Genomic DNA, 24,258 nt, shown 5'->3' on the forward strand with positions numbered 1-24,258 from the left:
TTCCTGTATCTTTGGCGGCATAATTAGGCCTCTTTTGTACAGACCATTTAATAATTATACTGCTTATTCCCTGTTGCGTTGGCAGATCCCCGGGTTGATCATTCTTTTTTTTGTTCTTTTGCCCGCAAGATCATTGGCGCAATACGATACGCTGCTGCACAAGCCCTATGCAAAGAAGGTCCTTGGGGTGCATGCCATGTACAAAGACCTCATCGATATCGGGGACTCGGCACGGAGGGTGGAAAAAGCAGCGGAGATAAAAAGTTTTGCCCGCAGGCATAAAGACCGGGGCCTGGAGCTCGAAATAGAACTGTTCCTCGTTTTCTGGAATGCTTTTTACCAGCAGCAGCCCAAAGATGTATCGCTCCGGAAGCTGACCGCGCTGGTGGGGCTGGTAAGCAAAGAAAATATAGATTTCCTGCGCGCACGTGCACTAAGGGCATTAGCCGAATTCTACTGGAAATATGAAGGAAATTATGAGCAGGCTTTTGAACAATACCTGCTGCTGGATAAAGAACTGGCATCCGCCAGGGCCGATGCATACCCGGAGATGGCAAGGGACCTGATGCAGATCGGCGAAGCCTATTATTTTTTCCAGGATTATTCAGTTGCCAAAAAATACTTTAAAAGAGCTATAGCATTGCCCGAAACCGCCTTTAATACAATGGTATTAAATGCTGCCCGAAATAACCTGGGTTTGTGTTTCCAGCAGGAAAACGAGCTGGATAGTGCGGATCATTACTTTAATGAGGTCCGGAAAACCCGTTTTCCGGAAGCGGAGGTATGGAAACGGATCGCTACGGGTAACCTGGGTACGGACAACTATCTCCGGAAACAATTCGATAAAGCCATACCGTTGCTGGAAACTGATTTTAACGGTTCTGTTACCGAAAACGACTACGGTTGTGCGGCGGGGGCGGCTATTTTGCTGGCCGATATTTTCCGTGACAGGGGAAATATGGAGCTGGCCGGAACATTCATTGCACATGCACAAACGTATATAATGAAAGCCGAACAGCCGGACCGTCTGCGGTTGTTATACCCTGTAATGAGCAAGTGGTATGCCGCAGCAGGTGATGCGGAACGGTCGAAACAATATGTAGATTCTTCGATAGCGGCATTTAACCGGTACAATGAAAAATTCAGTGCGCTGAAAGTGCTTCGGGCACAGCAAAAAGTAGATCGCCAGCGGGAAGAACTCCAGTTATCCGCATTTACCCTGGAGCGGCAGCGGAAAGTTGCCGAACGGAATTTATTGATCCTCCTGTTATTGATCCTGTGCATTGCAATCGTGCTCATCTATTTTATACAAAAGAAAAAACAGCTGGCCAAAGACTTCAAACTACAGGCCGCTACACAGGAGCTGGAACTGGCAAGGGCGAACCTGAACCGCTTTACCGAAAGCATCCTGGAAAAGAACAAGCTGATCGAACAGCTGCAAAACCGGAATCCGGAGAAAGACAAGACCACGCTTTTTCAGCAACTTCAGCAAAGCACCATTCTTACAGAAGATGACTGGCAGTCGTTTCAGGTATTGTTCGATAAAGCCTATCCCGGTTTTATCCTCCGGGTTAAAGAAAAACAGTCTGAACTTTCTACCGGTGAGCTGCGATATTTTGTGCTGGCACGGTTGAACCTTTCCACCAAAGAGATGGCGGCAATGCTCGGGGTTTCTCCAAATGCCATCCAGGTAATGCGCCATCGCATCCGGAAAAAACTGAGCCTGGCTGATCATGCCGCCCTTGATGAAATGATAAAAAATATTTGATGGATCTATCCGGGCCACCCGGTGAAGCGGGTTCCTGCTCCGGGAACAACCGACCCGGCGCAACACACCTGTAAGCCTCCCCACTGACTATACAATATTGCCCGGCATCCTGGTTTCGCTTTGCTGCCGTTTACGAATAAAAGCGGCGCTCCTTTACAGCTTGCTGGTAGCGGGGATTAGCCACATGTTCATAGGAAGCTCGGGTACAGCATGACACGCTTTTGTAAAGTGGCTTTTGATGCAGTCTGTTTTGGAAGGCTTTTTAATTTTATTGAAATCAATTAGTTGCGCTTGTGTGAGCCAGATGTAAGGATTTTGTAAGGCCCCGTTTCCGGTTTCGTCACGCTGTGCGGGCTAAGTTTGCCGCCAAAGTAAACAGATATGCGCCGCCCTTACTCTTGTGACAGGAAGCTCCTTTTATTATCCGTTTTCCTCTTGTTGGTGATGATGCTCATAGGACTGATCTGGTGGTACTATGAACAGAAGCTCCGGGCAATAGACCGGCAAAAAAAAGAACTGAAGCTAAAGACTGATTAAAGTATGGAATTATTCGCTTACCATTTTACGATCGTGCAGGCGGCGGTGCCGTTGCCGCTGCAAAGAACCCCGGGGGTAAAATTGCTTTTAGCCTTCGCGTTGTTATTTCTGGGTTTTACCGGCAATGCCCAAACCCCCGACGCCAATGGTATTGTATATGTTAAAAGCGGCGCTGCCGGCAATGGCGCCGGGTGGGGAGAAGCCCTGTCTGAACTGGCCACTGCCTTAAAAGCTGCTAAAACGAATACCGGTATAAAAGAGATATGGGTTGCAAAGGGAACGTATAAGCCTTTGTTCAGCCCGGAAGATGGGCCACTCTTTGGCACAAACCAGGGGCGCGATAATGCGTTCCTGTTGCCGAAAGATGTAAAGGTTTATGGAGGGTTTGATCCGGATAACGGCCGGGCAACTTTTGAAACCCGGAGTGCAAAACAGGCCGTAACGATATTGAGTGGCGATATTGACAATAATATGCTATTGGATTATGGCAACGCCTGCCATATTGTTGTTAGTGCAGGTAATGCAGGAAGCGCGGTGCTGGACGGTTTTACGGTTACCGGGGGCTATGCCTTCGGTAACAACCGGGGCAGTATTAATGTAAACAGTATTAATGTTTCTGGTACTGCAGGCGGCGGAATTTCCCTTGCTCATTCATCGCCGGTATTATCGGATCTTATTATTACCGGTAATTCGGCTATTTATGGCGGCGGTATCGCCCATGAAACGGCTTCCCCGCTGATTATAAATGTTCTTATAGCAAACAACCAATGCACTGATGCAATGGATTATACCAGCAGGGCGGGCGGTATGTACAATAGCAGCGCCGCATCGCCCACGCTTGTTAATGTAACGATTATTGGCAACAGCGCTTCTTTAGGTGGCGGCATCTATAACCGGTATGCCGATATACTTATCCGTAACAGTATTATTTATGGAAATTCGGCTAATGCCGGGCAGGGTATGCAAAATGAAGCCAGTACGCCGGCTGTTAGCTATAGCCTGATACAGGGTTCACAAGACACCAGTAACGGAAACCTTAGTGCGTCCGGCATCAGTGCCGCTCAACTGTTTAATAATGCAGGTGCCGGCGATTATACACTAAAAGCAGGTAGTGTTGCCGTCAATGCAGGCGATAATGCATTATATCCCGGGTTGGGCAATGGTAGTAAAGATCTGGCGGGCAATGCCCGGGTGTATGCACTTGGCAACGGAGGGGTGATCGATATGGGCGCTTATGAGAGCCCGTACACTCCGGTACGGCCCGATGTAAATGGTATTGTGTATGTGAAAACGGAGGCTACCGGCAATGGTAATAGTTGGGCGAATGCCACCGGGGATTTACAGGCGGCAATAGATGCCACCGGTACGCAACAGGTTTGGGTGGCAAAGGGGGAGTACAGGGTAACGGGCAGCAGTTTTATCCTTAAGAACGGGGTTAAGGTGTATGGTGGTTTTGACCCTGCCAGGGGCATTGATGATTTAACCAAAAGCCGTATCCTGCCCGCCGCTTCGGGAGGCGCCTCGGGGAATGGTTCTATCCTGAATGGGAGGAACGACCGGCCGGTGATTTTTAATGATTTCATATTCACCACCCGGATCGACAATACGGCTGCATTAGACGGGTTTACGCTTACCGGGGGATATAGTGCTGCAAATGGGGCCGGGATCTATAATAGCTATGCATCACCTGTTTTACGAAACCTGGTTATTGAAGGAAACCTGGCTGATAATAACGGGGGAGGCATGTATAATAATAATTCTTCGCCGGTTATCACGAATGTAGTCATAAGAGGCAATACCGCTAAAAATGGCGGGGGTATGCTCAATCTTAATTCTTCCCCGGTCCTTACCAATGTAAGTATCACACGCAATACCGCCGGCTCCGCGGGGGGCGGATTGGTACAGGCTGCGGGGCTCGTTGTGCTGAATAACGTAACGGTGGCCGGTAATACCACAAATGCAGTTGTTATTCAAAATGGAGCACTTGCTGCCAATAATGCCATCATTTACGGAGGCGTAGACCTGATGTCTGGCGGTACAATGACCCCCGTGCATTCGCTGATACAGGGAAACACGGATTTCACCAATGGGAATATTAATGCGGCGGATATTGCTGCTACCGATGTTTTTACAGATCCTGCGGGAGGGGATTACACTTTAAAAAACGGCGCCCCGGCTATTGATAAAGGCAGTGACAGCCTCTATCCCGGTTTAAACGCCGCCACCAGGGACCTGGCTGGTAAACCGCGGTTGACGGGTAGCACGATCGATATGGGGGCTTATGAATATGATGCGGCGCTGCCCGTGCGGTTTGGCAGCTTTAGCGCTGTTATACGGGATGATCAGCTGCTGGTGAGCTGGAGCACGGAATCAGAAACAGACAATGATCATTTTAAGATACAGGTTTCACAGGATGGTATGCAATGGAGCACTGTGCAAACCGTACAAAGCAGGGCGGTAACCGGTAATAGCAGTGCAGTTCTGGAATATAACAGTGTTATTCCATTGTCTGCGGCGATGACATCAGCGGGGTTATTACTGCTGGCATTCGGAACGGCTGGCACATGCGGCCGGAGAAAAAAGTGCCGGGCACTTTGTACCGTTATTGGCTGTGCACTGCTTTTTTCCTGTCATAAGGGAGACTTGTTCGGGTCGCCGGAAGCCGGACGGCTGTTTGTGCGTATCGTGCAGGTGGACAAGGGGGGCAAGGAGCAGGTTTCAAAAGTGATCCGTACAACAGCAGAATAGCGCATCGAAGAGAACAGAAAATAATACATTATGATTAAAAATTATTGTTTTTCAAAACTGGCCATTTGTTTGGCGTTGGTATTTTCAATTAGTAGCAGCAGGGCCCAGGTCAGCACCCTGGCGGGTGGGGCCGGTAATGTGGACTATGTGGATGCCGTTGGTACAGCGGCAAGAATGGGGCGTATGTCCGGCAACATGGTATGCGACGGAAAAGGCAATCTGTATTTTGCGGATTTCCAGAATTGGCGTATCCGGAAGGTCCGGTTGTCTGACGGAACGGTGACTACGGTTACCGGCAGCGGCCCCGCCGGTTATGTAAACGGAACGTTAAGTGAAGCAAAATTTTATAGTCCGAGGGGGCTGGCTATTGATGCTGCAGGGGAAATCCTGTATGTATCAGACAGGGATTGTATACGCAAAATTGACCTGGTAAATGGGGTTGTTTCGATCGTTGCCGGTCAGGGTGGCTCGATCCAGGGGAGTTACCAGGATGGGATTGGTACAGCCGCCCGGTTCAATGGACCCTATGGTCTGGCACTGGACGGTGCTGGAAACCTGTTCGTAGCAGATCAACAGAATAACCGTGTTCGGAAGATCCGGTTGTCTGATGCAGAAGTAACTACTGTTGCCGGCAGGTACGTGGGCAGCGGTGATGGTCAGGGAACCAGTGGTCGCTTTTCTGCGCCCGGGTTCCTGGTATATGACGGCTCAGGCTATTTATATGTATCGGATCAGAACAATCACCGTATCCGCAGCATACGCCTTTCAGATGCCATGGTGGAAACCGTTGCAGGCAGCAGCGCTGGTTTTGCAGATGGTTCCGGAACGGCGGCGCAGTTTAATTATCCCAGCGGGTTGGCATTGGATCATTCCGGTAACCTATATGTTGGCGATTATTCAAACCGCCGTGTTCGTATGGTCAAGCTGTCAAGCAAGGATGTTACAACGCTGACAGGCAGCGCTTACGGCTTTGTTAACGGTAGTCTGCAACAGGCCCTTTTCAGCTATGTTACAAGCCTGGTCTTTGATGAAGACGGAAACCTGTATGTAGGTGATGAAACAAATTATGCCATTCGTAAGATCGCAACCGGTGTGTTGCCGGTACATTTCGGTACTGTACAGGCCGCAATTAAAAATGAAACCCTTTATGTTAGCTGGCAAACACTGGCCGAGACGAATAGCGCCCATTTTCTGATACAGGCTTCTGACAACGGGCAGCAGTTTACAACCATACAGACTATTCAAAGTAAGGCTACGGCTGGTAACAGCAACAGCGCATTGACGTACAGCAGCGCCATTCCGCTATCGGCTATCAGTATCAGTGCCGGGCTCCTGTTACTGGGGGTAATGGCCAATGGCCGCCGCCGGTATGCTGTAACATGGGTTGGGGCCCTGCTTTGTATGCTTTCGTTTTCATGCAGCAGGAAGGGGATCATTACCGGCATGGATAAAGAACGGCTACTGGTACGTATCGTTCAGGTAGATAAGGATGGTAAGGAGCAGGTATCAAAAGTGGTCAGCGCAGTGCGCGAACAATAGGAAAAGCCAGCAGGAACCGGTGTCATCATTGCCGGGTTTGAGAATGGTTTTATCAAATTTGATAAAACCATTCTTTTTGTAAGAGGCCGCTACCCAGCCAGGCCCTGTGGTCTGCTGGTATTTCTTTATTTTCGCTGTGCATAAAAAGAATACTATGGTAACTAAAGTTTTGGAACAATTGGCAAAAAATGAAATCGATTTTAAGGGAGTACTGGCTTTTATTGATCAGCATTATACACACGAACCGATACCCTTTACAAACGGATCGTTGCGGAACGCAGCCACCGAGAACCAGGGCAGCGCAACGGTTTTTTCTTTTGCACGACAACAAGGCTTAGGAAAGGAGGAAACACTTCAATTGTTTGCAGAGCATTACCAGGCCGTATTGGATGAACCGGAAGGAAAGAATCACCAGAACATCCGCCAGTTCATGATCCACGGCTGGGAGGGTGTTGTTCTGGGAGCATGATCAACGGCCTTATGAGCCGGCTATTTATGGGGGCAATACTCCGTTACATTGCATAATCATTTTTTTACATAATGGCGTTTACGGGAGGTTTTACATAGGGCCCATACCCGCCCTTCGGCAACCTGAACCCCAACCGGAAAAGAATGAAGGCGAACCGGCTTACAGGGAGGACCTGCACATGAACGAAATTCGGGAAGGCCCTTACCTGAAACGTTTATATTGTATCAATGCAGATAACGATAGTCACCATTGTAATATAATAGAAATTAGAAGTGCTCTCTTAATAAGCTGCAGGTACCGGAAGCAACCCGGGTTCCGGCTGAGGAGCGGTTCCGGGCTCAGAATTGAGTGGGACCGACAGCTAAAAAAAGGTTAATTGGCCCGTACCAGGTTAAATTCACCGGTAATATTGTGCGCTATCGTACTTTTACATTCATCTGAAAACCCGGGTTTGTCTTCATACAATATGCCGGAAAAAGTTCCGGTAACTTTTCCGTTCCACTTATTTTCATAAGTTGTAAACGTGATCGTCATGTTGGCACATTTAGCTGCATCATCGCAACCTGGTCCGGGTATTGGTGTACGTATAATTTGGTTCATGTCATATACCGCCTGTTGCGAACCCAGGGTAAACTGCGCATCATCCTGTCCGTTGTTCAACAAACATTTCAGTGTAACCGTCCCTTCTGCAGGATTGCTGACAGATAATGCAAAACTGCTTACCATATTGCTGTTATTTTGAACATGGGTGCCGGCAACCGAAAGCAGATTGTCGTCGATACCGCAATTTGCAATGGACAGATTATTGGGATCAGGAGGAACGCTGCCATTAAATCCGTATTGGTAGTATTCATAAGTGGTTCCGTCAACAGTAAGCAGCAAATACAGATCAGCATCCACTATTTTAATATTACTGAGTAAAATAAGTTTGGTGGTTTTGCCGTTATTGGTTGCATTGATGTTCACCGAAACGGTTACCGGGTTGGGTGATGGAATTTTATCGGGTGCTGTATAGGTAGCCCTGGATCCTGCCGGCTTTAAATTGCCTTGCCCGCTAAGCCGCCATTCTTTAAAATCGAGCTTGTAGTTGTTCAATTGCTCCATCTTTTCGGCGAGCAGAACGGGCAGAGGCGCTAATGCATCATCGTCCGCATTTTTTTTGTACAAGGGTGCAAGCGGCACCAATTCATCATCGCCTGCGGGCTCCATTTTTTTAAACCCGTTTACATACAATTGCACCTGGCCTTTCACTTTTAGGACCGTATTTTTCGGTGCTAACCGAAAATCGATCAGTTTACCTGTGCCCCAGTCGCTGAAATGCGTGGTCTTTACCGATAGGGTTTTGGTTGTTTCATCCGTTTGGGTATTCCGATCACCCAGCCAGGAGCCATCGGCTTTTTGCGTAACAATCCAGGAAAGACCGGGCTTCATATCGCCTCCATATTTTATGGTAATGGTTACGGGCCTGGCGAAAACAGCTCCTTCCGGCGTGAGCCGGTATGCATTGCCTGCACCCATGGGCGCCTCGTTGGTAATGGGCTGTATGCCGATAGCCGTATTTGCGCTTAGTGCTCCGGCAGGAATATCAATGGATATTTTCCCGTCGGGCGATTGTACGTTTCCACCGGCCGCACCTACCTGTTGCGTATAAACGCTGCCCGTTGGCATGCCTTTGGAGGTAACCTCGGGGGTGAGGGAAGAAAGATCAATGGGCGTTTCTGAATCCGGCGTGTCTGTTTTTGTACAAGAGATTATGCCGATAACGAGGGCTATTAAATAAAGGTGAAACTTTTTCATGTGTTGATGTTTAATTGTTTTTTGCCACATGGAATGCGCGTGTATAAATATTCATTGGTACTCAGAATACTTATGGCTCATTTCATGTGGATATTTTTAGATCTTCTTAATAAGTGATGATTCCTTCTTTCAGCCATTGTTTTGCAAAAGCTATAGCCACATCGTTCACCTCTTTGCCGGCTCTGTAAATAGCCTTCCATCTGAGGGTTTGGTTTTCATAAGCAGGGTTTATAAACGTTCTTTTAGCACCTGTAACGGCGGCATTAAAATCAACAGTAGCAGCAAGGCTGATATACTCCTGTAACCTGTTTTTTATCATTACGGCAGGGTCGGCGGGGTACAATTTTTCCCATTTGGTTTTATTGGGCGTGGGGTCTCCGTTTTCGGAAATCATTTTTTTCATCTGCGCAATGCCGGTATCTATTGATTTTGTGGACTGTCCCATTGCTTTTAGCCTGGTGCGGGCGGTTTCCGACTCTTTGAGCCCTTGTTTCATTGCGTCTATTGTTTGCTTGTCCATAACCGGAGGTTCCGCTTCCGGTTTGGCTGCAGCTCTTATTTTAGCATATTTATCAGCAAATTCCCTGCTGTTCACGTATTCTTTTACATACAAACAAAGCTCCTTTGCCATTGCTTTTTTATTACCGTTGATAAGTTGAGGCAAATTACTCAGACGGGGTATCTGGAATCGTTTGGTCTGGCTACGGTAATTTTTTGGCTCATCTGCCAACAGGGTAGAAGGGTTGACGGGTTCATGCCTGAAATTACCCACAAGATTATTAAGGATATGATTTTTGGCAACGTCCTGCGAGATGCCTATTCTGCTTATAATATCTGCTGCTGGTATAAAGGCAGTTGCCGTAACTCCTGCAAAAATAATAGCAGCCAAAACGGGATTGTGTTTCATTCTTATATTTTTAGTTTGCAGCTTCGCTGCGATTGTTATTGAATAGGCCGCCTTATACATACTCGTATGGAAAAAATCAGCACAGGCGTTTTATTTGTTTATTGCTGATTGTTATTGCAGCTGTTTGGACTTTTAAAGGAATGATGATGACACAACTTTTTCCGTTGATCCCGCATGGCGGGAGACCGATTCAATACACCGGGAATGGCCGCAGATCGATTTTCTGCGAAAACCAGCGCGAAAAATCGGCGAAGATCTGTGAGAACAACGGCAATATCAGCAAGGTTAAACAATTTCATTATTGGTTATAGAACGGATTGCCGGCTATAAAGACCATCCCGGCGGTAGCAGTTACGGCATTATTAAATACACCGCTGAACGCTTTGGCGATTTTTCGCCCGTCGGAATAATTGAGTATTAATGTAAAGTTTTTGATTTCATAAGTACCGTTGCCGGGCGCTCTTTTCGGGTCCTGGTAGGGCATCGTAAAATTGGTGATGAATGCGCCCTGGTCGTTGAATGTGCCGTTTGCGGCAAATGAGATCATGGGTTGCGCATCATTAGGCCCGTAGGGATAATTGGGGATGGTAGACCAGTTGGATATGGTATTGTATTTTCCCGAAAGCTTTAAGCCGTCAACCGGGGCCAGCTTATACAACCGGTTGGTATAACCGACCTTTTCGAGCTCTGTATTGCCTATTTTTTTTACCCGGATGGTTTCATATTGATTGGTAAAGGCTCCTGTATTGCCGCTCAACGTAAAAGTTCCCCAGGTGCCGCCGGGCTGGTTTTTAGAAAAATCCAGGAACCCTTCCCGGGGCAGCTGGTTAAAGTAACTCCCGTCGGGCAGTACCACTTTCCAGTCTACATTGGCCCAATTGCCGGCAGACCCGGCTTTCAGTCCCATCCAGATCTCGAAAGGAGGGTTATTACTGTTGTTATTATTTTCATCTGCACCGGTTTTTGTGCAGGAAATCAGCACCGTTAAAAACGTGATTGTTGCAGGTAAAAGATATTTTTTCATGTGTATATTTTTATTGGTTTAATGCAATGGTCATTCAGCGGAGCCAATGGCTTTTTGACAGTGTAAAATTGTGATGAATAACCCCGGAAGTCAATCCCGCTGTCCGGTGATTTTATAGAAATAAAAAATCCCCTGAAGGGGGGAGCGGCCTGTACCCCAAATTGCGGATATTTGTGAATCCAAAATGGAGTTATGTCAGTCCGTTTTTTTATTTCCACAATACTTTTCTTTGCCTGTTTACCAGGTTCCCATGCACAGCAACCGGGGGTGAAAGACAGTTTGCTGCATGTTTTAAAAACTGCAAAAGACGGCGAAAACAAAGTGCTGTTACTGATCCGGATCGGGCAGGAGTTTGAAAATTCAGATCTGGAAAAGTCAAAATCTTTTTACCTGCAGGCCCGTACATTGGGTATTAAAATCAATTATCGCCTGACAGAAGTTAAGTTCATCAGTAATTATACTTTTGCCCTCAACATGCAGGGAAAATTTGACTCATCCCTGATGTGGAATCTGAGCGGTATTGAGGCGGCAAAAAAGCTGGGAGATGATGTTCAATTGGCAAAAGCCTATTTTAACACGGGTACTTCATATCACTATTTATCAGACTATCAGCCGGCTGTAGAAATGTACCAGAAAGGTTTGGTGCTGTTGGAAAAGATGGATGACAAAGTCTTTATGGCTCAGGCTAAAGATATTTTGCAGACGCTTTATAGTTCGATGAAGCAATACGATAAGGCAAAAGTATACGGGAAATCCGCCGTTGCTGCATTCCGCGATCTGAATGACCCTAAAATGCTGGCCTATTCGCTCACCAATCTGGGTACGGTGTATGGAAGTATCAATCAAAAAGATTCGGCACGCACTTACTTCAGGGAAGCGGCACAAATTGCCAGTGATATCAACGATGAGGTTTTACTGGCTACCGTCCAGTTGAACCTTGGCGATGTATCTCTATGGAAAAAGCAATTGGCCGGGGGTAAAAAATACTATCAATCGGCGCTGGCACTTGCCATCAAAAACAAGTTGCCCGAAACTGAAACGATCGCTTTGCGTGGCATTTCGTACTATTACACCTATATGGGGGATTACGCTGATGCGCTTCAATATGCAGAAAAAGCTTTGACGGTTTCTCAAAAGCATCAGTTCTCAAAGCAAGTGCTGCTGAATTTAGACCAGCTGGCTTCATTGGCCTACCTTTCAAAAGATGTCCTGAAGGCAGAAAAATATGAAGTGCATGCGAAAGAATTGCAGGATACCCTGTGGAACGAGCAACTGCTGCGTAACACCATCAACACCGAAAAGAAATTTGAACTGGACAAAAAGAACACCCGGCTTGCGTTCCAGGAAGAAACGATCCGGCATAAAAATCTTATGAACGGGTTATTGACCGGAGGTTTGATTGCACTGCTTCTTATTGCAGCCTTAAGTTATCGGAACTACAGGAATCGAAAAAAAATACAGGAACAACGCATTAAAGAACTGGAAACCGAAAAGCAATTGCTCGCTACACAATCGCTTCTGAAAGGGCAGGAGGAAGAACGCAGCCGTATTGCAAAGGATCTGCACGACGGTTTAGGCGGTTTGCTGAGCGGTGTAAAACTACAATTGGGCGCCATGAAAGGAAATTTGATTTTGACAGAAGAAAACGGGATGGCATTTAACCGGGTTTTGAACAACCTGGAAGCATCCATTTCAGAAATGCGTCGCGTTGCGCATAATATGATGCCGGAAACGTTGCTGAAATTTGGATTGCAGCAGGCATTGAAGGATTATAGCAACGGTTTGTCGCAGCAACAGGGGTTTACCATCCGGTGTGAATTTCGCGGTATGGAAAGACGTTTGGATCATTCCATCGAGGTGGTGATCTACCGGATCGTTCAGGAGTTGCTTAACAACGCCGTAAAGCATAGCGGCGCAACCGCCATACTCGTTCAGATCATGCGGCACGATGAACAGCGCCTGAACATAACGGTGGAGGACAACGGGAAGGGGTTTGATCCTGAGGCGGTTGGTCCTCATTCGGCCGGGCTGCGGAATATTACATCCCGTGTAAAATACCTGAACGGGAAAATGGACATCCAGTCCGAACCAGGCAACGGAACCTCCATATATATTGAATGTGAAATAAAGCCTTATGGATAAACTAAAAGTGATTGTGGTAGATGATCATCCTATGGTGATTGAAGGAATGCGCGCGATGCTGCAGCAGATCCTTTATGTGGAATTATGTGCCGCTGCAAGCGATGCTTTTATGGCGTTGGAAATGGTGAGAAAGGAGCAGCCGGACTTAGTGATCACCGATATCAATTTACCGGAGATAAGCGGTATCGAACTGACTGCCAGGCTAAAAAAGGAATCTCCGGCCATAAAGGTCATAGGTATGAGCACATTTAACGACCGCAGTTATATTTCACAAATGATACAGAGCGGCGCAGACGGCTTCCTGGTGAAAAGCGCTTCCAAAGAAGAGATCGAAAGGGCGATATCCTCCGTTATGGACGGCCAGATGTACCTGAGCGTGGATATCAATATGGATACGCAGGAAAAGAAAGCACTGAAAGATCAACCGGTTCTCACACGGCGAGAAAAGGAAATATTGTCTTTAATAGCAGACGGGCTCACCAATCCCCAGATTGCGGGAAAACTATTCATCAGCCTGAATACGGTGGATACCCACCGGAAAAACCTGTTAGCGAAATTTGAAACGAACAATTCTGCATCTTTAATAAGGCTGGCCAGCAAGTCGGGGATCATTTAACCGGAATGATAGCACGGTAATTCTCAGGATTTCAAAAAAATTATACTTCATTAACAAACTTTATATCGAAAAAGGCACAAAAGGGTTAAAGGCCTTTATGAGGGAAGAGCATTACACGGATACCACCTATATAAACGTTATTAATAAATTTACGGATTTCTGGAGATCAATCCGGCACAATACGCTCGTTCTAAAAGACAAAACGAATGAATTGAACACGCCAATTGCCAATTTAAAAAAACTTTATCCGGCACTGAAAGATGCTGAAATATATTTTACAATTGGCTGCCTGGATGCAGGCGGAACCGTTAGCAATAACAGGGTGCTGATGGGCCTGGAAGTTTCAGCCGGAAGCCTTGCAGCTGGTGCGCATTGCCTGGCGTGTGCCCGGCTGTTTTTACTATAAAGCGACCTCAGATATCTTAAATCCCTTTCTTTCCAGGATATCCAGCACCCCGTACCTGTTATTCGAAAGTAAATGCCCGATACCCACGGCTATAAAGCAGTTATCCCGTTTTAATACTGGCAACAGTTTTTTTATCCAGGCTTGGTTCCTTTTAACATTCGTAGTCCAATCTATTTCACTCCTTTTTTGATTATAGGCAATGGAAAAATCAAAAAGGCCGCGATTATATAACTGATAATCGTTTTTGTCCCGTTCTGTTGATTGGTTGGGAGTGCCTTTTTTTAATGCCGTAATATTATTGACAAGCATCAAAAGCTCATTCTGTCCGCTAAAAGAATCTTCATCATAAACGGTCTTCTTTAAATACCCGGGATCATCCAGTCCGTATATTTTTAGACCGGCTGAGTTTGCTATAGCCTCAACTAAAAAATCTATGGGTGCAAAATAAGATTCATCAGGGGGATTAAATGGCATACCTAAAATCTCATCCCTGTATTGTAAAGACAGCAGCCTGGTATAGATCAGTATTTGCCGCTGCTGCATTGCGTAGCTGGTGCAACTGTCAATGATGGATGAGAATCCATCCTCCATTCCCAGGTACGATGAAAAGAAACTGTCGATTTTTCCGGTATGGTCCCCAAAAAAAACAGCAGCCCTTTTAGCTTTTATAGAACTATCCAGATAGAAGTGGCTATTGGGCTGACCGGGCCTGGCATTGGACTCATTAAAGAATATCGCCGACTCTTCGATTTTATTCGTAATGATAGGGAAGCTATCCAGCCAGGATTTTCCAAACGAATGAATGGTGCCTAATATATATGAAGTTTTTCCAGTGGGAGACTCTATTTTCCATAGCGCGGATTGTATTTTCGATGTTTCCTGTGCAACGGAAGCAATGGGAAATCTAAAACAGGAAAGGATGAACAAGCTGATCTTCATTGTTGACAGACCTGGGATTTTTAATCCCCGGGCAATTTTATCAAACGCATTAGTTTGTGGCAATTTAATTAAATTTTAGACGTTAGACGGAGCAACCCGTCAGACAGGCGATTTGACCCCATTTGCAGGTTGTTTTAAATCATACAAAAGTTTGGCCCTCCGGGAGCTCACAAACTTCGGAAGATCTTCCACCATAAAGTTCGGTCATTGTGGCTGTATCAAACCTCTTTATTTTGTATTGCCGTACTGGTGAGGATTGTTTCGGCACTTATCCGTTAATAGATGCTGTTCTGCCCTCCGCGGCAGAACAGCATCTTGCTATAACACGACTTTTGACAGCTACGATCCGCAAATTCCTCCTGCATTTATTCCGGTGTCGCCTGCAATACCTTAGATAGCTGCTTTGTACCATCTTTATCTATTTGTACAATGCGTACAAACAGCTTCCCGTTCCCGGCAGGCTCCACGGCCGTGTTTTTATGGCAGGAAAAGGCCAATGCACAGCAAATAGCTGCTGCTATTGCAAAGGCATGCCTGCGGCGGGTGGATGCCAGGGCGCCCAGTAACAGCATTCCGAAACCCAAACTTAGTGTTGTTAAGGGAATCGTGCTATTGTATTCCAGAACCGTATTGCTATTGCCTGCTGTGGCTTTGCTCTGGATTGTCTGCACGGTTTTCCAGTGCACGCCATCAGGGGAAAGCTGTAGTAAGAAATGATCATTATTGGTTTCTGTTTCCGTGGTCCAGCTTACCAATACCCGGCCATTTTTTATAGTGGCGCTGACCGGACCAAATAGTACCGGGAGGGCTGCGGAGAATTCATAGGCGCCTATATCGATGGCGCTGCCGGCCAGGCGGGGATTGCCGGCGAGGTCCTGATCATTATTAAGATCACCACCGGCGTCGGTGTATAGCTGGTTATTGCCTGCATTAATTGCGGGGGCGCCGCTTTTTAAACGGTAATCGCCATTGGCAAAGTTGTTAAAGATATCCGTTCCCGATAAGCCGGTGGCATCGATATTGCCGTTGGCGGTATTACTGCTGTCTTTGAAAAGACTGTTGTGCGCTACGGCGTTGGTATAGGGGGCATCATCCCATACAATACTGTTGTTCCAGTAGGTGATGCCACTGGCAAAAAGCCCGCTGATGCCGTTATTGTTTACAAGGGTAACATTGGTAAATATGCTGCCTTCGGAGTTGTCAAAGATGCCTCCACCAAGATTGGTGACGGTATTGTCGCTGAACAAAACGTTGGTTGCCTTCAGGGCAACTTCTCGGTGATTGTATATACCGCCGCCTCTGTTTGCTGTGTTTTTCCAAAACGTACTGTATGTAATGACCGGGTAAGCCACTTCATTGCACATGCCGCCCCCTCCAAAATCTGCGGTGTTTTCCGAAAAGGTGCAATAGCTAATGGTTGGGGAAGCGTTGATGTAGTTGTACATACCTCCACCGCCTCCCAGGGCTGTGTTACGGGTAAAGCTGCTATGCGTAACGATGGGGGACGCATTGTTTACATTGAACATCCCGCTGCCAAAATGCCTGCGCACCGCGCCGCCGCCTACGGATAGTGCAACACCGTCGTCCTGATCTGCATTTCCTCCCGTTACGGTAAAACCGTCCAGCCGGGCAACGCCCATCCCGCCGCCCGCAATAAGCACATGATAGGCATTATCGGTATTATCGTTCTCAACTCCCCTGTCGCCGCTGAGCACGGAGCCTTCGCCGCCGGAACCCGGGAGGATGCGTTTATCCGTTAGGCTTATGATCCCGTTGGCAGGGTCAAAGCCCCCATAGAGTCGTACATTGCTGACCATCAGGAAGGCGTTATCCCTGTCTGCATTATTACCAAAGTTGTCGTCTGCAGGACTATACATTGGCTTGTAAACGCCGGTTGCTACCCAAATCTGCAACGGGTTTGCGGTGGTCCAGCTGCTTTTGTTGGTGTTGGCCCATTTGAGCGCTTCGGCCAGTTCGGGAACAGCATTTGCCCAGCTGTTCCCTGTATGATTACCGCCGGTTACCTGTTTATTAACATAAAGGATATTACCGGTTCCGGGGGTAAATTGCGCCCGGAGTGCCCCTGCCCAGCATAGGCAAAAGAGCAGCAAAAATTGACTTTTTTTCATTTTGTGGTTAATTGGTACTGATGTATTTAGTTGATTAGGGATGTGATGGCTTGGCGGGGTATTGCAGGCAATGCGTTTGTCTTCATCGTTATTTTTAATTGCGTAGCTGTTTACTGGTCTAAGCCGGGCCAATGAAACTCAGATTACAGGAAAAGCAACGAGGTTTGTGAGCGGTCTAAATTATAGTTTACAATAGATGGTCCAAAGCTAAAGAAAAAAATTAATATTCAGGCTGATGATGCGTTTCACCAGAGCGAAGGCATAGATCTGACTCCCGGATAATACAGAGGGATGGTTTTATGCATTGGGGCTTCAATACTTTTTTTGGGGATCTAAGGTATGAGCAGGGCGTAAACGTTCCTGTATCTTGCGTTATCCGTTAAGCGCTTCCGGGGCGGAAAGTATACTCCAGGCCTGGATGGGATAAGGTTAGGATTGTATGCCTGGAAAGCTAAGAGATCATACCGGATAACGCTTTTAGTTACAGCATTGTTTCGCGGAATAATGGTATGTGTAAAAGCGATCTGCCAGAAGCCCCGGTCTTACGGTAAAGCTTACCCGGATCTGCTTGAGGCGGTAATAATAAAGGAGTTGCAGCGCCATACACTATCGTTCCCATCTGCAAAGCGTCCGGTTTCTTTTTCTGGCGCTGTCCAATGTCGTTTTTATGATCCGGTAGTTGCAGTTTTTTAATCCCCTGCAATGTTCTTTATAATGATACCGGCTGGCCGTTTGGCTGTCGCAGATATATACAGTTGTGGGAGTACAACTGCTGGAGAGAAGCAAAAATGCTAATAAAAAGAATTTCATTTTCGGACTGTGTAACCTGGGTTGTTAAAAATCGAGGTGCTTCTTTTCAGTCCGTTAGCCCCGGATGGATGGCCGGCACCGGGTTGGAAAATTGGTAGGGTGTTTAATTAATAGTTTTATAATATGGTTGACGGATAAAAGGTGTTTTTCACAGGTTGGACAAACGGCCGCGATTGAAAGCCGTGGCGGAACGCTGGTGTTGTCCGCCGGTATATGGGGATTTTGGTTGCTTCTATATATATATTTTGTTCCCGTTGCGGTTGATATCATACCGCCCGCCCCGCAGCCCGGTATAAAGTTTATGACCGTTATAATACTCCCTGTCATCTGGGGTGATGGTTTGGGTTTTGCGGGATTTACTTTTTTTAACTGCAACGGTTTTTTGTGTGGTGGCTTTTTTCTTTGTTTGCGCATGAGAGGCGCCTGCACCAAAGACCGCAAAGAACAGTAGCAGCAATAGCAGCTTTTTGAATGACATGGGCTTATGGATTAAAAAAGATAAATAGGATGATTAAAAAGGAAAGGCCGGAGAGACCGAACAGCACTAAGAGGCATCCTTTGGAAGTTTGATTGTATACCCTGTTGTAGGCGGCCCGTTTTGGATTCGTGATCCATCCCCATCCCCTGGGCGCTTTAAAACCCAGCGAATGCCGGATGTATCGTTTCACCGATGTACGGGCGGCAATGCGTTTGGTTAAGGATGGTTTTCTGTAACCGAATTTCATTTGTTGGATCTTATCGGGTATGACAGGGATTGGCGCAATAGTAGCAGCCGTTCACCTGGCGGTAGTACTTTTTTGCTTCGCGGACGGCATCGCCGCAGGAGTGATAGCTGCCCAGGTATATCCTGTTGGCCGGCTCGGGTAACCAGGCGCATCCTTCGGTATGCACTTCGTGATCGCCGTTGTTTTGTGCGGTTTTGTTAACGTAGTAGCTTTTGCTCATTTTACTGGTATTTGTTATGAGTCAAAAATAGCGTCCGGCAGATCATATTTTTTACGGGAACCCGTAAACAGGTGGTTTTCCGGTACTGCATCCTGGCCGGCTGCGGGAGCCGGTCAAGGTGAATCAGACAATACCCATTTTGACGCAATGAGCGATCAATTGTTCATTGGTGGTGAAGTTAAGAGCGTCTTTGATAGCGTTCAATCGTTTTTCGACACTGCTTAAGCTGGAAGGCCGGATCTGGTTTTTCTTCAGGTAGTCAGGAATTTTCTGTTGCTTGGTTCCTGCAATAAGCTGGGATATGATGATGATATCCAGCTCTGAAAATTCGTAGGTGTTTTTCTGATGGATGGATAGCCTCAGGTTGCCGGGAAAATGACGTTGGTTTTGGTTTATCTGTACAATCGCCTGTATGAGCTCTTTGAAATCATTCCTGCCTTTACAAACGTACCCGTCAATTTCCTGTTCGTTAAGCAGCCCCTCGATCGTAGCGGGTTTGCCGGTTGCGGAAAACACCAGGATCTTGAGGTCTGGCTGTAATTTGCGGGCTGCTGCAATCAGCGCAGCACCGTCGGCGATCTTTTGTTCCCGGTGGTCTTGTTCAAAGTGAAGATCGGTAATTAAAAGATCATAGGATTGATGGGCCTGTATGGCTTTTTGAATACGCATCAGGGCGTCATCGCAGTAATATACATAATCGGGATTGGTAATACCAAATTCTTCAAAGGTTTTCTGCAGTGAAAGGTTAATACTTTCGTGGTCTTCTGCTATGAGTACTTTTTTGATCATTTTGATTGTGTAACTGGAATATACAGTTCGATTTTTAGCCCATCTGTTATTGCCTTGCCAAAAATAATACGCCCGCCAATACCGGAAATACGGTTTTCCGTATTTTTTAGCCCGTTGCCATAATGGAAATCGGCAGGAAGTCCTTTACCGTCATCCGTGTAAACAATTTTAGCCGGATTTTCTCCCGGTTCAAACCGGATCATTACGTTTGCGGCGGCACTGTGCTTTTTCATGTTGACCATGAGCTCCTGCAGAATATGCCTGAGTTCTGTTTTTGAATTGAATGGCAGGCGGCCCCAGAATTTTTCTGTATTGCCTACGATGGAGATACGGGTCGTTTCAGATGAAAAAGACTTTAGCAGGTTCGCGATCGACTCCTGAAATTCTGGCTGCTCCTTTTGGGGCTGTTCATAGGAGATATTGCGTGACTGCTCATAGAGGTGGGTCAGGTCATCCAGTAATTGTTCCTTGCCCCCGGTTTTATCATGATCCACTTTGGATATTACATGATAAAGGCCATTGGCCACCACATCGTGTACTTTTTTGGAGGTTTTCAATTGCTGTTCGCGGATAGCCCGTTGTTTTTGCTTCCGGTACCACCAGAAACCAATAATAGTGAGCACAAGGACACTAAAGAGGATGATCCGTTGCCAGATGATCTGTACTTTTTTTTCAGCATTGGCTTTTTGCAGTACCAGGTTATCGGCCTTAGTTTTTTCTCCTTCATAACGGATCAGTGAAAACTGGTTTCGTGCGTTGCTCCAGGCCGTTTGTTGACTGTCGTTGAGATACTGGTAACGCGTAAAGTATTTTTTTACCGCTGCTGGCGGACTGAGGGTTATTAATTTCTGGAGGGCTTCCAGTTCATCAGAGGGGCTCCTGAGTTGCCGGGTGATGTCGTACATTTTCTCTGCGTAGGTGAGTGCGAGGTTCGGCGCTGTTCTGGCATAGTAGTCGGAGAGGTGGGAATAGCTGGAGTAGAGGCCCACATAGTCCCGCTCTTTTTCCCGGATTTGTAGTGCATATAATAAATCTGCTGCCGCTGAATAGCTGGAGTCCTGAAGCCACCGGGTGTAAGCAATATTCGTCAAAATTCGGGCATATCTTTCTGGGTTGTCTTTTGCGCCTTCTATGATCGATTGATAAATGGCAATGGCCTGAGGGTACTGCTTTGTTTGCCGGTAGGCAACGGCTTTATTGCTTAATGTAATAATCCTTTTAGCGTCATCCTTTGTCAGCTTTAATGCTTCGTCATAGTATTTAATTGCAACGTGGTAGTTTTTTAAAGCGGCATTAACGCGGCCAAGCTCGTTGTAATTGGAAATGAGGTACGGGTCAATCGTATATTTTTCCTTCCGGTAATTCATACGCTTCAGATAGCGGAGGGAAATAAGGGTGTTTTCCTGGGCGCCAAAATAATCACCGTATCTGAGCTGGATGATCCCGATATAGGTATAGGCTTTGGCAATTTCCAGGCTATCATGAATGTTAGCTACGACTCGGTTGAAATAATACAGGGCGGAGTCGTTGTTGCTGTTGTAAAAAGCTTTACCCTTTTCATAGTCCCGGGAGGCAGAAGATCGCTGAACGCTGCGGAGCGATTCTTTGCACCCCCCAAAAAAGGTGAAAACCGAGAACAGCAGTATTGGATGTAGTTGTTTCAACATATTATTTGGCTTAAAAATAAAAAAATAAGGCAAGATTATTTCTTGCCTTATTTTAATTGGCGCTTTTATGGGCGGGTAGAAAGCGGTTTCGGAGGAATCGGCTCCGTATCTCCGCTTGTGGAATCAGGAGGCGTATCTGGTCCGTCTGCTTGCACACCTATAATAACAGTTCCATTGCCATCGGTTGTTGTTGTATGGGGATGGCTGGGCCATAAAGCGAGGAAAAAGGCGATGATTATTTCAATCATGGTATTGTTTTTAAAATGTTTAGTGAATGCCGCAGCCGGTTACGGCGCAGCGATTTAAGCCGCGTAAGAAGCGCTTCTTACATTGTTGGGGAAGGGGTGGGAGCGTGGATTGCGGAAGCTTGTAAACGCTTCCCAAACCGGTTATTTACTGCCGCTTTCGCTGCTCCCGGGAACCGGTTCTGTACAGTACCATCTCTTAGCAAAGGAAATGGGAAACTGATTCCGGAAACAAAGGTAGATCGATGTAAATGGTTGATTGTTAACTGATTCTGATTGTTCCGGTCATTCTTTTTATTCCGTTTACGATTCCGGAAATGCCGTTGGAATTCCGGAAATTCCGTTAGTTTTACCACACAATTGTTGACGATGTTTGCTGATTATACAAAACTGGTCCTGCGTGATTATGAAGACAAAAGAGCGAGAAATGCACTTTCGTCCAGGCTAAGTTTGCCCACCACCGCTAAGCTTCGGGAAGCATGTATGGAGGTGCTATATACCGGAAAATGTTCCCGGAAAGATGTAAGAACACTGAGCGATATTTTTGGCGGCGATAACGACCAGAAGGCCGTATTGCAGAAGTTAGAAAATTATAAGGCGGATAAGTTGAAACCGCTCCTGAATTTTATCATTGGGAAAACGAAGAGCCCGGATACCAGGGTTGTTGAACTCCTGGCCTGTCTGATTGATTTTGAGCCCCGGCCATTTGAACTGGGAAAACACTATACATTGCCGGAAGCCACGGCTGAGGAACCGGGGAAAGTGGAAGGAAGGAATGAAGAGGAAGAAAATGAAGCTGGATTATCAGAAAACGGGGGACCCGAGCCCGGGCTGCCGGAAGCTCCTGGCCCGGTAGCATCGGGAACGGAGATGGCTGGCGGGGAGAAAAAGGAAGCAGTTTCACAGGAACCGGATGGAACCGGAACGGCACCCGCTGACCCGGTCTGGATTGAAAAAGCAGCAGTACGGGAGCAAGCGGAGCCGGATGAGGAACGGCCGGTGGGTACCGCAAAACCGGAAACGGTGATTCGGAAACCCGGGGCTGTTTTTAAAATGCGGGTCGGCATTCTTGCAGTGGCATTCTTGGCATTGGCGGGAGTGCTGGTTTACCGGCTTGAAAAAAATAAAGCGCAAACCGTTCCCATGAGCCGTTCGTTGCCGGGGACCGAAGCATGCATGTACTGGGCCGGCGATCATTACCGGCAGGTGTCCTGTACCCAAAAGTTTGGTGATACTTTAGTGGTGGCGCTGGATCCTGAAAAGCTCCGTTCTTTTAAAAAGATCACCCGGCCGGATACCATCACCGGGCAATCGAAAGGAGCCATCTGGTACGTAAAGATAAACGGGGGGATCGAGTTCTATACATCGGAAGGCTTTCACCCGGTGGATCAGCGATTACGGTTGAAGCCGGTTACCGATTATATTATCCGCAAGTATATTCACCCGGATCAGTAGGGCCGGGCCTGTTGTTCCTGTATGAGGGATCGCTGAAATTCGGATTTTTAAACGACCGAATAGATCCGGATATCCGGATTATTTTGCAAACAGGGTTTTAAGGCCGTAACGACATCCTTGTTGAACAGGTCGCTCATAAGGTATGCCTGCGCATCCTCAGTTGTTTCAAAACCATGTAATACCTGAAGCCCTTCTGCTCTTACAAGCAGTTCTTTTGATTGCGCTCCCTTTATCGTATTCAGAAAGGGTTGCAGGTACTGCCGGTATATTGCTGCAGCAGTTTCCCTGTTTTCTGCAGGGATGTTCATGCTGATCTGGAGATATGCTTTTGTCATCATTGGATTGTATTAAAGTTGCCCTGCAAAAATCGAACAGGAAGTAGCTCCCAAAAATGGACAAAGCAGAAAAAAGCTGGTAGTTCTATGTAACCGAGCGCCTGAATTCGCTGGGCGACATTTGTGTATGTTTCTTAAAATACTTTACAAAGTAAGAAGGATCGTCGAACCCCAGGCGATACCCGACCTGGTTAATGTTCAGGTGGGAGTGTAATAAAAGACGCTGGGCTTCCAGGATCATACGCTCCTGTATCATTAATGAAGGGGTCTTTGCCAGTATCTGACCGGTCAGCTCGGACAGGGTACGGGTGGATATATGCATTAACTGTGCGTAGTCGGTGATCTTGAGCCCCTTATGGTAATGATCATTCAGCAGGTTCACAAACTGAAGGAGCTGCATCCGCTTTTCGTCCATTGCAAAGGGTTTTTTGCCCGTATGCTGCTCCTGCCGGCTCCGCTCGCGCTGTACCTGTATCAGCAGGGCCTTTAGGTACAGGTTCAGCAGCAGATCGCTGCCGAAGGCTTCCGTATGCTGCAATTCAATTTTGATCTGGCGGATATGCTCTTCCAGTACCGCATCAAAGGGGCCGGTGATCTTACAACAGGGCGGGCGGTACCAGTTGTGAAACAGGTCACATTTTACCAAAAAGTCCATTTCGTTGTCTTGCCGTTTTAAGAACAGTTCATTGAAATGGATCAGGACACCCTGGTAGTTGCTGCTCATATCGAAATAGTGTACCTGGTTTTTTTCTATAAAAAAAAGAGTATCCGGTGTTACCTCATACGCTTTAAAGTCCACAAAGTGAGTGCCGCTTCCGCTTTTAAACCATATTACCTGGTAAAAACTATGAATATGGGGCCTGGTTGCATCAACCTGGTTAAGCTGCAGGTATTCGTTCAGATCATATAGGGCAAAGGGCAATTTCCCGGGCTCGTGCCGGTTCAGGTGATATTCTGCAATGGTGCCGGTCTTTTTTACTGCCATGGTCCT

21 protein-coding genes are annotated in these 24,258 nt (G+C 46.8%); 9 read left to right on the forward strand and 12 right to left on the reverse strand.

The features are described from left to right. Nucleotides 1–34: 34 nt before the first annotated feature. From BLS44_RS06285 to BLS44_RS06300, 4 genes are all read left to right on the forward strand, one after another. Nucleotides 35–1,768 carry a tetratricopeptide repeat protein gene (locus BLS44_RS06285; protein ID WP_143019678.1) on the forward strand — a complete coding sequence of 578 codons (1,734 nt, stop codon included), beginning with the start codon at nucleotides 35–37 and terminating at the stop codon, nucleotides 1,766–1,768. 540 nt (nucleotides 1,769–2,308) lie between these two features. Continuing rightward, complete coding sequence (locus tag BLS44_RS06290; RefSeq protein ID WP_090389218.1) at nucleotides 2,309–5,053, forward strand: choice-of-anchor Q domain-containing protein; 2,745 nt, start codon at nucleotides 2,309–2,311, stop codon at nucleotides 5,051–5,053. 30 nt (nucleotides 5,054–5,083) lie between these two features. Continuing rightward, the gene (locus BLS44_RS06295; protein ID WP_143019679.1) at nucleotides 5,084–6,592 is read left to right on the forward strand and encodes an NHL repeat-containing protein; all 1,509 of its coding nucleotides are present in this window, start codon (nucleotides 5,084–5,086) and stop codon (nucleotides 6,590–6,592) included. Nucleotides 6,593–6,746: 154 nt separating this feature from the next. Then, entirely contained in the window at nucleotides 6,747–7,061 is a 315-nt protein-coding gene (locus BLS44_RS06300) for a HopJ type III effector protein (protein ID WP_090389220.1), read from the forward strand. A 372-nt stretch (nucleotides 7,062–7,433) separates the two neighbouring features. Here the strand turns inward: BLS44_RS06300 and BLS44_RS06305 are convergent, their stop codons facing one another. From BLS44_RS06305 to BLS44_RS06320, 3 genes are all read right to left on the reverse strand, one after another. Continuing rightward, entirely contained in the window at nucleotides 7,434–8,858 is a 1,425-nt protein-coding gene (locus BLS44_RS06305) for a hypothetical protein (protein ID WP_143019680.1), read from the reverse strand. Between the two features lie 106 nt (nucleotides 8,859–8,964). Beyond that, on the reverse strand, nucleotides 8,965–9,765 hold the full coding sequence (locus BLS44_RS06310; RefSeq protein ID WP_143019681.1) for a hypothetical protein: 801 nt from the start codon (nucleotides 9,763–9,765) through the stop codon (nucleotides 8,965–8,967). A 298-nt stretch (nucleotides 9,766–10,063) separates the two neighbouring features. Beyond that, complete coding sequence (locus BLS44_RS06320; RefSeq protein ID WP_090389224.1) at nucleotides 10,064–10,789, reverse strand: hypothetical protein; 726 nt, start codon at nucleotides 10,787–10,789, stop codon at nucleotides 10,064–10,066. 192 nt (nucleotides 10,790–10,981) lie between these two features. On the opposite strand from BLS44_RS06320, the gene BLS44_RS06325 reads away from it, so the two are divergent. The 3 genes from BLS44_RS06325 to BLS44_RS06335 all read left to right on the forward strand — a co-directional run bounded on the left by BLS44_RS06325 (nucleotide 10,982) and on the right by BLS44_RS06335 (nucleotide 13,953). Next, nucleotides 10,982–12,931 (forward strand): tetratricopeptide repeat-containing sensor histidine kinase, encoded by a 1,950-nt coding sequence (locus tag BLS44_RS06325; RefSeq protein WP_090389225.1) that lies wholly within the window; start codon nucleotides 10,982–10,984, stop codon nucleotides 12,929–12,931. Beyond that, nucleotides 12,924–13,547: a response regulator gene (locus BLS44_RS06330; RefSeq protein WP_090389226.1), complete on the forward strand. Its 624-nt coding sequence runs from the start codon at nucleotides 12,924–12,926 to the stop codon at nucleotides 13,545–13,547. The genes BLS44_RS06325 and BLS44_RS06330 overlap by 8 nt, the downstream gene beginning before the upstream one ends. A gap of 97 nt (nucleotides 13,548–13,644) precedes the next feature. After that, on the forward strand, nucleotides 13,645–13,953 hold the full coding sequence (locus tag BLS44_RS06335) for a hypothetical protein (protein WP_090389227.1): 309 nt from the start codon (nucleotides 13,645–13,647) through the stop codon (nucleotides 13,951–13,953). Here BLS44_RS06335 and BLS44_RS06340 read toward each other — a convergent pair. The 7 genes from BLS44_RS06340 to BLS44_RS06375 form a co-directional block, all read right to left on the reverse strand. Next, the gene (locus BLS44_RS06340) at nucleotides 13,948–14,892 is read right to left on the reverse strand and encodes a TraB/GumN family protein (RefSeq protein WP_090389228.1); all 945 of its coding nucleotides are present in this window, start codon (nucleotides 14,890–14,892) and stop codon (nucleotides 13,948–13,950) included. The genes BLS44_RS06335 and BLS44_RS06340 overlap by 6 nt on opposite strands. Before the next feature lie 365 nt (nucleotides 14,893–15,257). After that, nucleotides 15,258–17,021, reverse strand: coding sequence for a right-handed parallel beta-helix repeat-containing protein (locus BLS44_RS06345; protein ID WP_090389229.1), 1,764 nt, complete (start codon nucleotides 17,019–17,021; stop codon nucleotides 15,258–15,260). A 1,042-nt stretch (nucleotides 17,022–18,063) separates the two neighbouring features. Next, nucleotides 18,064–18,309, reverse strand: a complete 246-nt coding sequence (locus tag BLS44_RS06355) for a hypothetical protein (RefSeq protein ID WP_090389231.1) — start codon at nucleotides 18,307–18,309, stop codon at nucleotides 18,064–18,066. Between the two features lie 4 nt (nucleotides 18,310–18,313). Next, complete coding sequence (locus BLS44_RS06360; protein ID WP_090389232.1) at nucleotides 18,314–18,556, reverse strand: hypothetical protein; 243 nt, start codon at nucleotides 18,554–18,556, stop codon at nucleotides 18,314–18,316. Between the two features lie 10 nt (nucleotides 18,557–18,566). Continuing rightward, the gene (locus BLS44_RS06365) at nucleotides 18,567–18,776 is read right to left on the reverse strand and encodes a hypothetical protein (RefSeq protein ID WP_090389233.1); all 210 of its coding nucleotides are present in this window, start codon (nucleotides 18,774–18,776) and stop codon (nucleotides 18,567–18,569) included. A gap of 123 nt (nucleotides 18,777–18,899) precedes the next feature. Beyond that, nucleotides 18,900–19,565 (reverse strand): response regulator, encoded by a 666-nt coding sequence (locus BLS44_RS06370; RefSeq protein WP_090389234.1) that lies wholly within the window; start codon nucleotides 19,563–19,565, stop codon nucleotides 18,900–18,902. Beyond that, nucleotides 19,562–21,232: a tetratricopeptide repeat-containing sensor histidine kinase gene (locus BLS44_RS06375; protein WP_090389235.1), complete on the reverse strand. Its 1,671-nt coding sequence runs from the start codon at nucleotides 21,230–21,232 to the stop codon at nucleotides 19,562–19,564. The genes BLS44_RS06370 and BLS44_RS06375 overlap by 4 nt, the downstream gene beginning before the upstream one ends. Here BLS44_RS06375 and BLS44_RS26205 point away from each other — a divergent pair. Next, the gene (locus BLS44_RS26205; protein WP_143019682.1) at nucleotides 21,221–21,538 is read left to right on the forward strand and encodes a hypothetical protein; all 318 of its coding nucleotides are present in this window, start codon (nucleotides 21,221–21,223) and stop codon (nucleotides 21,536–21,538) included. The genes BLS44_RS06375 and BLS44_RS26205 overlap by 12 nt on opposite strands. Before the next feature lie 308 nt (nucleotides 21,539–21,846). Next, on the forward strand, nucleotides 21,847–22,932 hold the full coding sequence (locus BLS44_RS06380) for a hypothetical protein (RefSeq protein ID WP_090389236.1): 1,086 nt from the start codon (nucleotides 21,847–21,849) through the stop codon (nucleotides 22,930–22,932). 47 nt (nucleotides 22,933–22,979) lie between these two features. Here the strand turns inward: BLS44_RS06380 and BLS44_RS06385 are convergent, their stop codons facing one another. Beyond that, nucleotides 22,980–23,270 carry a hypothetical protein gene (locus BLS44_RS06385; RefSeq protein WP_245729118.1) on the reverse strand — a complete coding sequence of 97 codons (291 nt, stop codon included), beginning with the start codon at nucleotides 23,268–23,270 and terminating at the stop codon, nucleotides 22,980–22,982. Nucleotides 23,271–23,352: 82 nt separating this feature from the next. Further along, entirely contained in the window at nucleotides 23,353–24,252 is a 900-nt protein-coding gene (locus BLS44_RS06390; RefSeq protein WP_090389238.1) for a helix-turn-helix transcriptional regulator, read from the reverse strand. Nucleotides 24,253–24,258: the final 6 nt, after the last annotated feature.

The organism is Niabella drilacis (genome assembly GCF_900101395.1).
GTDB lineage: Bacteria > Bacteroidota > Bacteroidia > Chitinophagales > Chitinophagaceae > Niabella > Niabella drilacis.

Bases quoted from the DNA above. Each gene is read 5' to 3' on its own strand.
- BLS44_RS06290 (WP_090389218.1), top strand. From the start codon at position 2,309: ATGGAATTATTCGCTTACCATTTTACGATCGTGCAGGCGGCGGTGCCG.
- BLS44_RS06295 (WP_143019679.1), top strand. From the start codon at position 5,084: ATGATTAAAAATTATTGTTTTTCAAAACTGGCCATTTGTTTGGCGTTG.
- BLS44_RS06300 (WP_090389220.1), top strand. From the start codon at position 6,747: ATGGTAACTAAAGTTTTGGAACAATTGGCAAAAAATGAAATCGATTTT.
- BLS44_RS06305 (WP_143019680.1), bottom strand. From the start codon at position 8,858: ATGAAAAAGTTTCACCTTTATTTAATAGCCCTCGTTATCGGCATAATC.
- BLS44_RS06310 (WP_143019681.1), bottom strand. From the start codon at position 9,765: ATGAAACACAATCCCGTTTTGGCTGCTATTATTTTTGCAGGAGTTACG.
- BLS44_RS06320 (WP_090389224.1), bottom strand. From the start codon at position 10,789: ATGAAAAAATATCTTTTACCTGCAACAATCACGTTTTTAACGGTGCTG.
- BLS44_RS06325 (WP_090389225.1), top strand. From the start codon at position 10,982: ATGTCAGTCCGTTTTTTTATTTCCACAATACTTTTCTTTGCCTGTTTA.
- BLS44_RS06330 (WP_090389226.1), top strand. From the start codon at position 12,924: ATGGATAAACTAAAAGTGATTGTGGTAGATGATCATCCTATGGTGATT.
- BLS44_RS06335 (WP_090389227.1), top strand. From the start codon at position 13,645: ATGAGGGAAGAGCATTACACGGATACCACCTATATAAACGTTATTAAT.
- BLS44_RS06340 (WP_090389228.1), bottom strand. From the start codon at position 14,892: ATGAAGATCAGCTTGTTCATCCTTTCCTGTTTTAGATTTCCCATTGCT.
- BLS44_RS06345 (WP_090389229.1), bottom strand. From the start codon at position 17,021: ATGAAAAAAAGTCAATTTTTGCTGCTCTTTTGCCTATGCTGGGCAGGG.
- BLS44_RS06355 (WP_090389231.1), bottom strand. From the start codon at position 18,309: ATGTCATTCAAAAAGCTGCTATTGCTGCTACTGTTCTTTGCGGTCTTT.
- BLS44_RS06360 (WP_090389232.1), bottom strand. From the start codon at position 18,556: ATGAAATTCGGTTACAGAAAACCATCCTTAACCAAACGCATTGCCGCC.
- BLS44_RS06365 (WP_090389233.1), bottom strand. From the start codon at position 18,776: ATGAGCAAAAGCTACTACGTTAACAAAACCGCACAAAACAACGGCGAT.
- BLS44_RS06370 (WP_090389234.1), bottom strand. From the start codon at position 19,565: ATGATCAAAAAAGTACTCATAGCAGAAGACCACGAAAGTATTAACCTT.
- BLS44_RS06375 (WP_090389235.1), bottom strand. From the start codon at position 21,232: ATGTTGAAACAACTACATCCAATACTGCTGTTCTCGGTTTTCACCTTT.
- BLS44_RS06380 (WP_090389236.1), top strand. From the start codon at position 21,847: ATGTTTGCTGATTATACAAAACTGGTCCTGCGTGATTATGAAGACAAA.
- BLS44_RS06385 (WP_245729118.1), bottom strand. From the start codon at position 23,270: ATGATGACAAAAGCATATCTCCAGATCAGCATGAACATCCCTGCAGAA.
- BLS44_RS06390 (WP_090389238.1), bottom strand. From the start codon at position 24,252: ATGGCAGTAAAAAAGACCGGCACCATTGCAGAATATCACCTGAACCGG.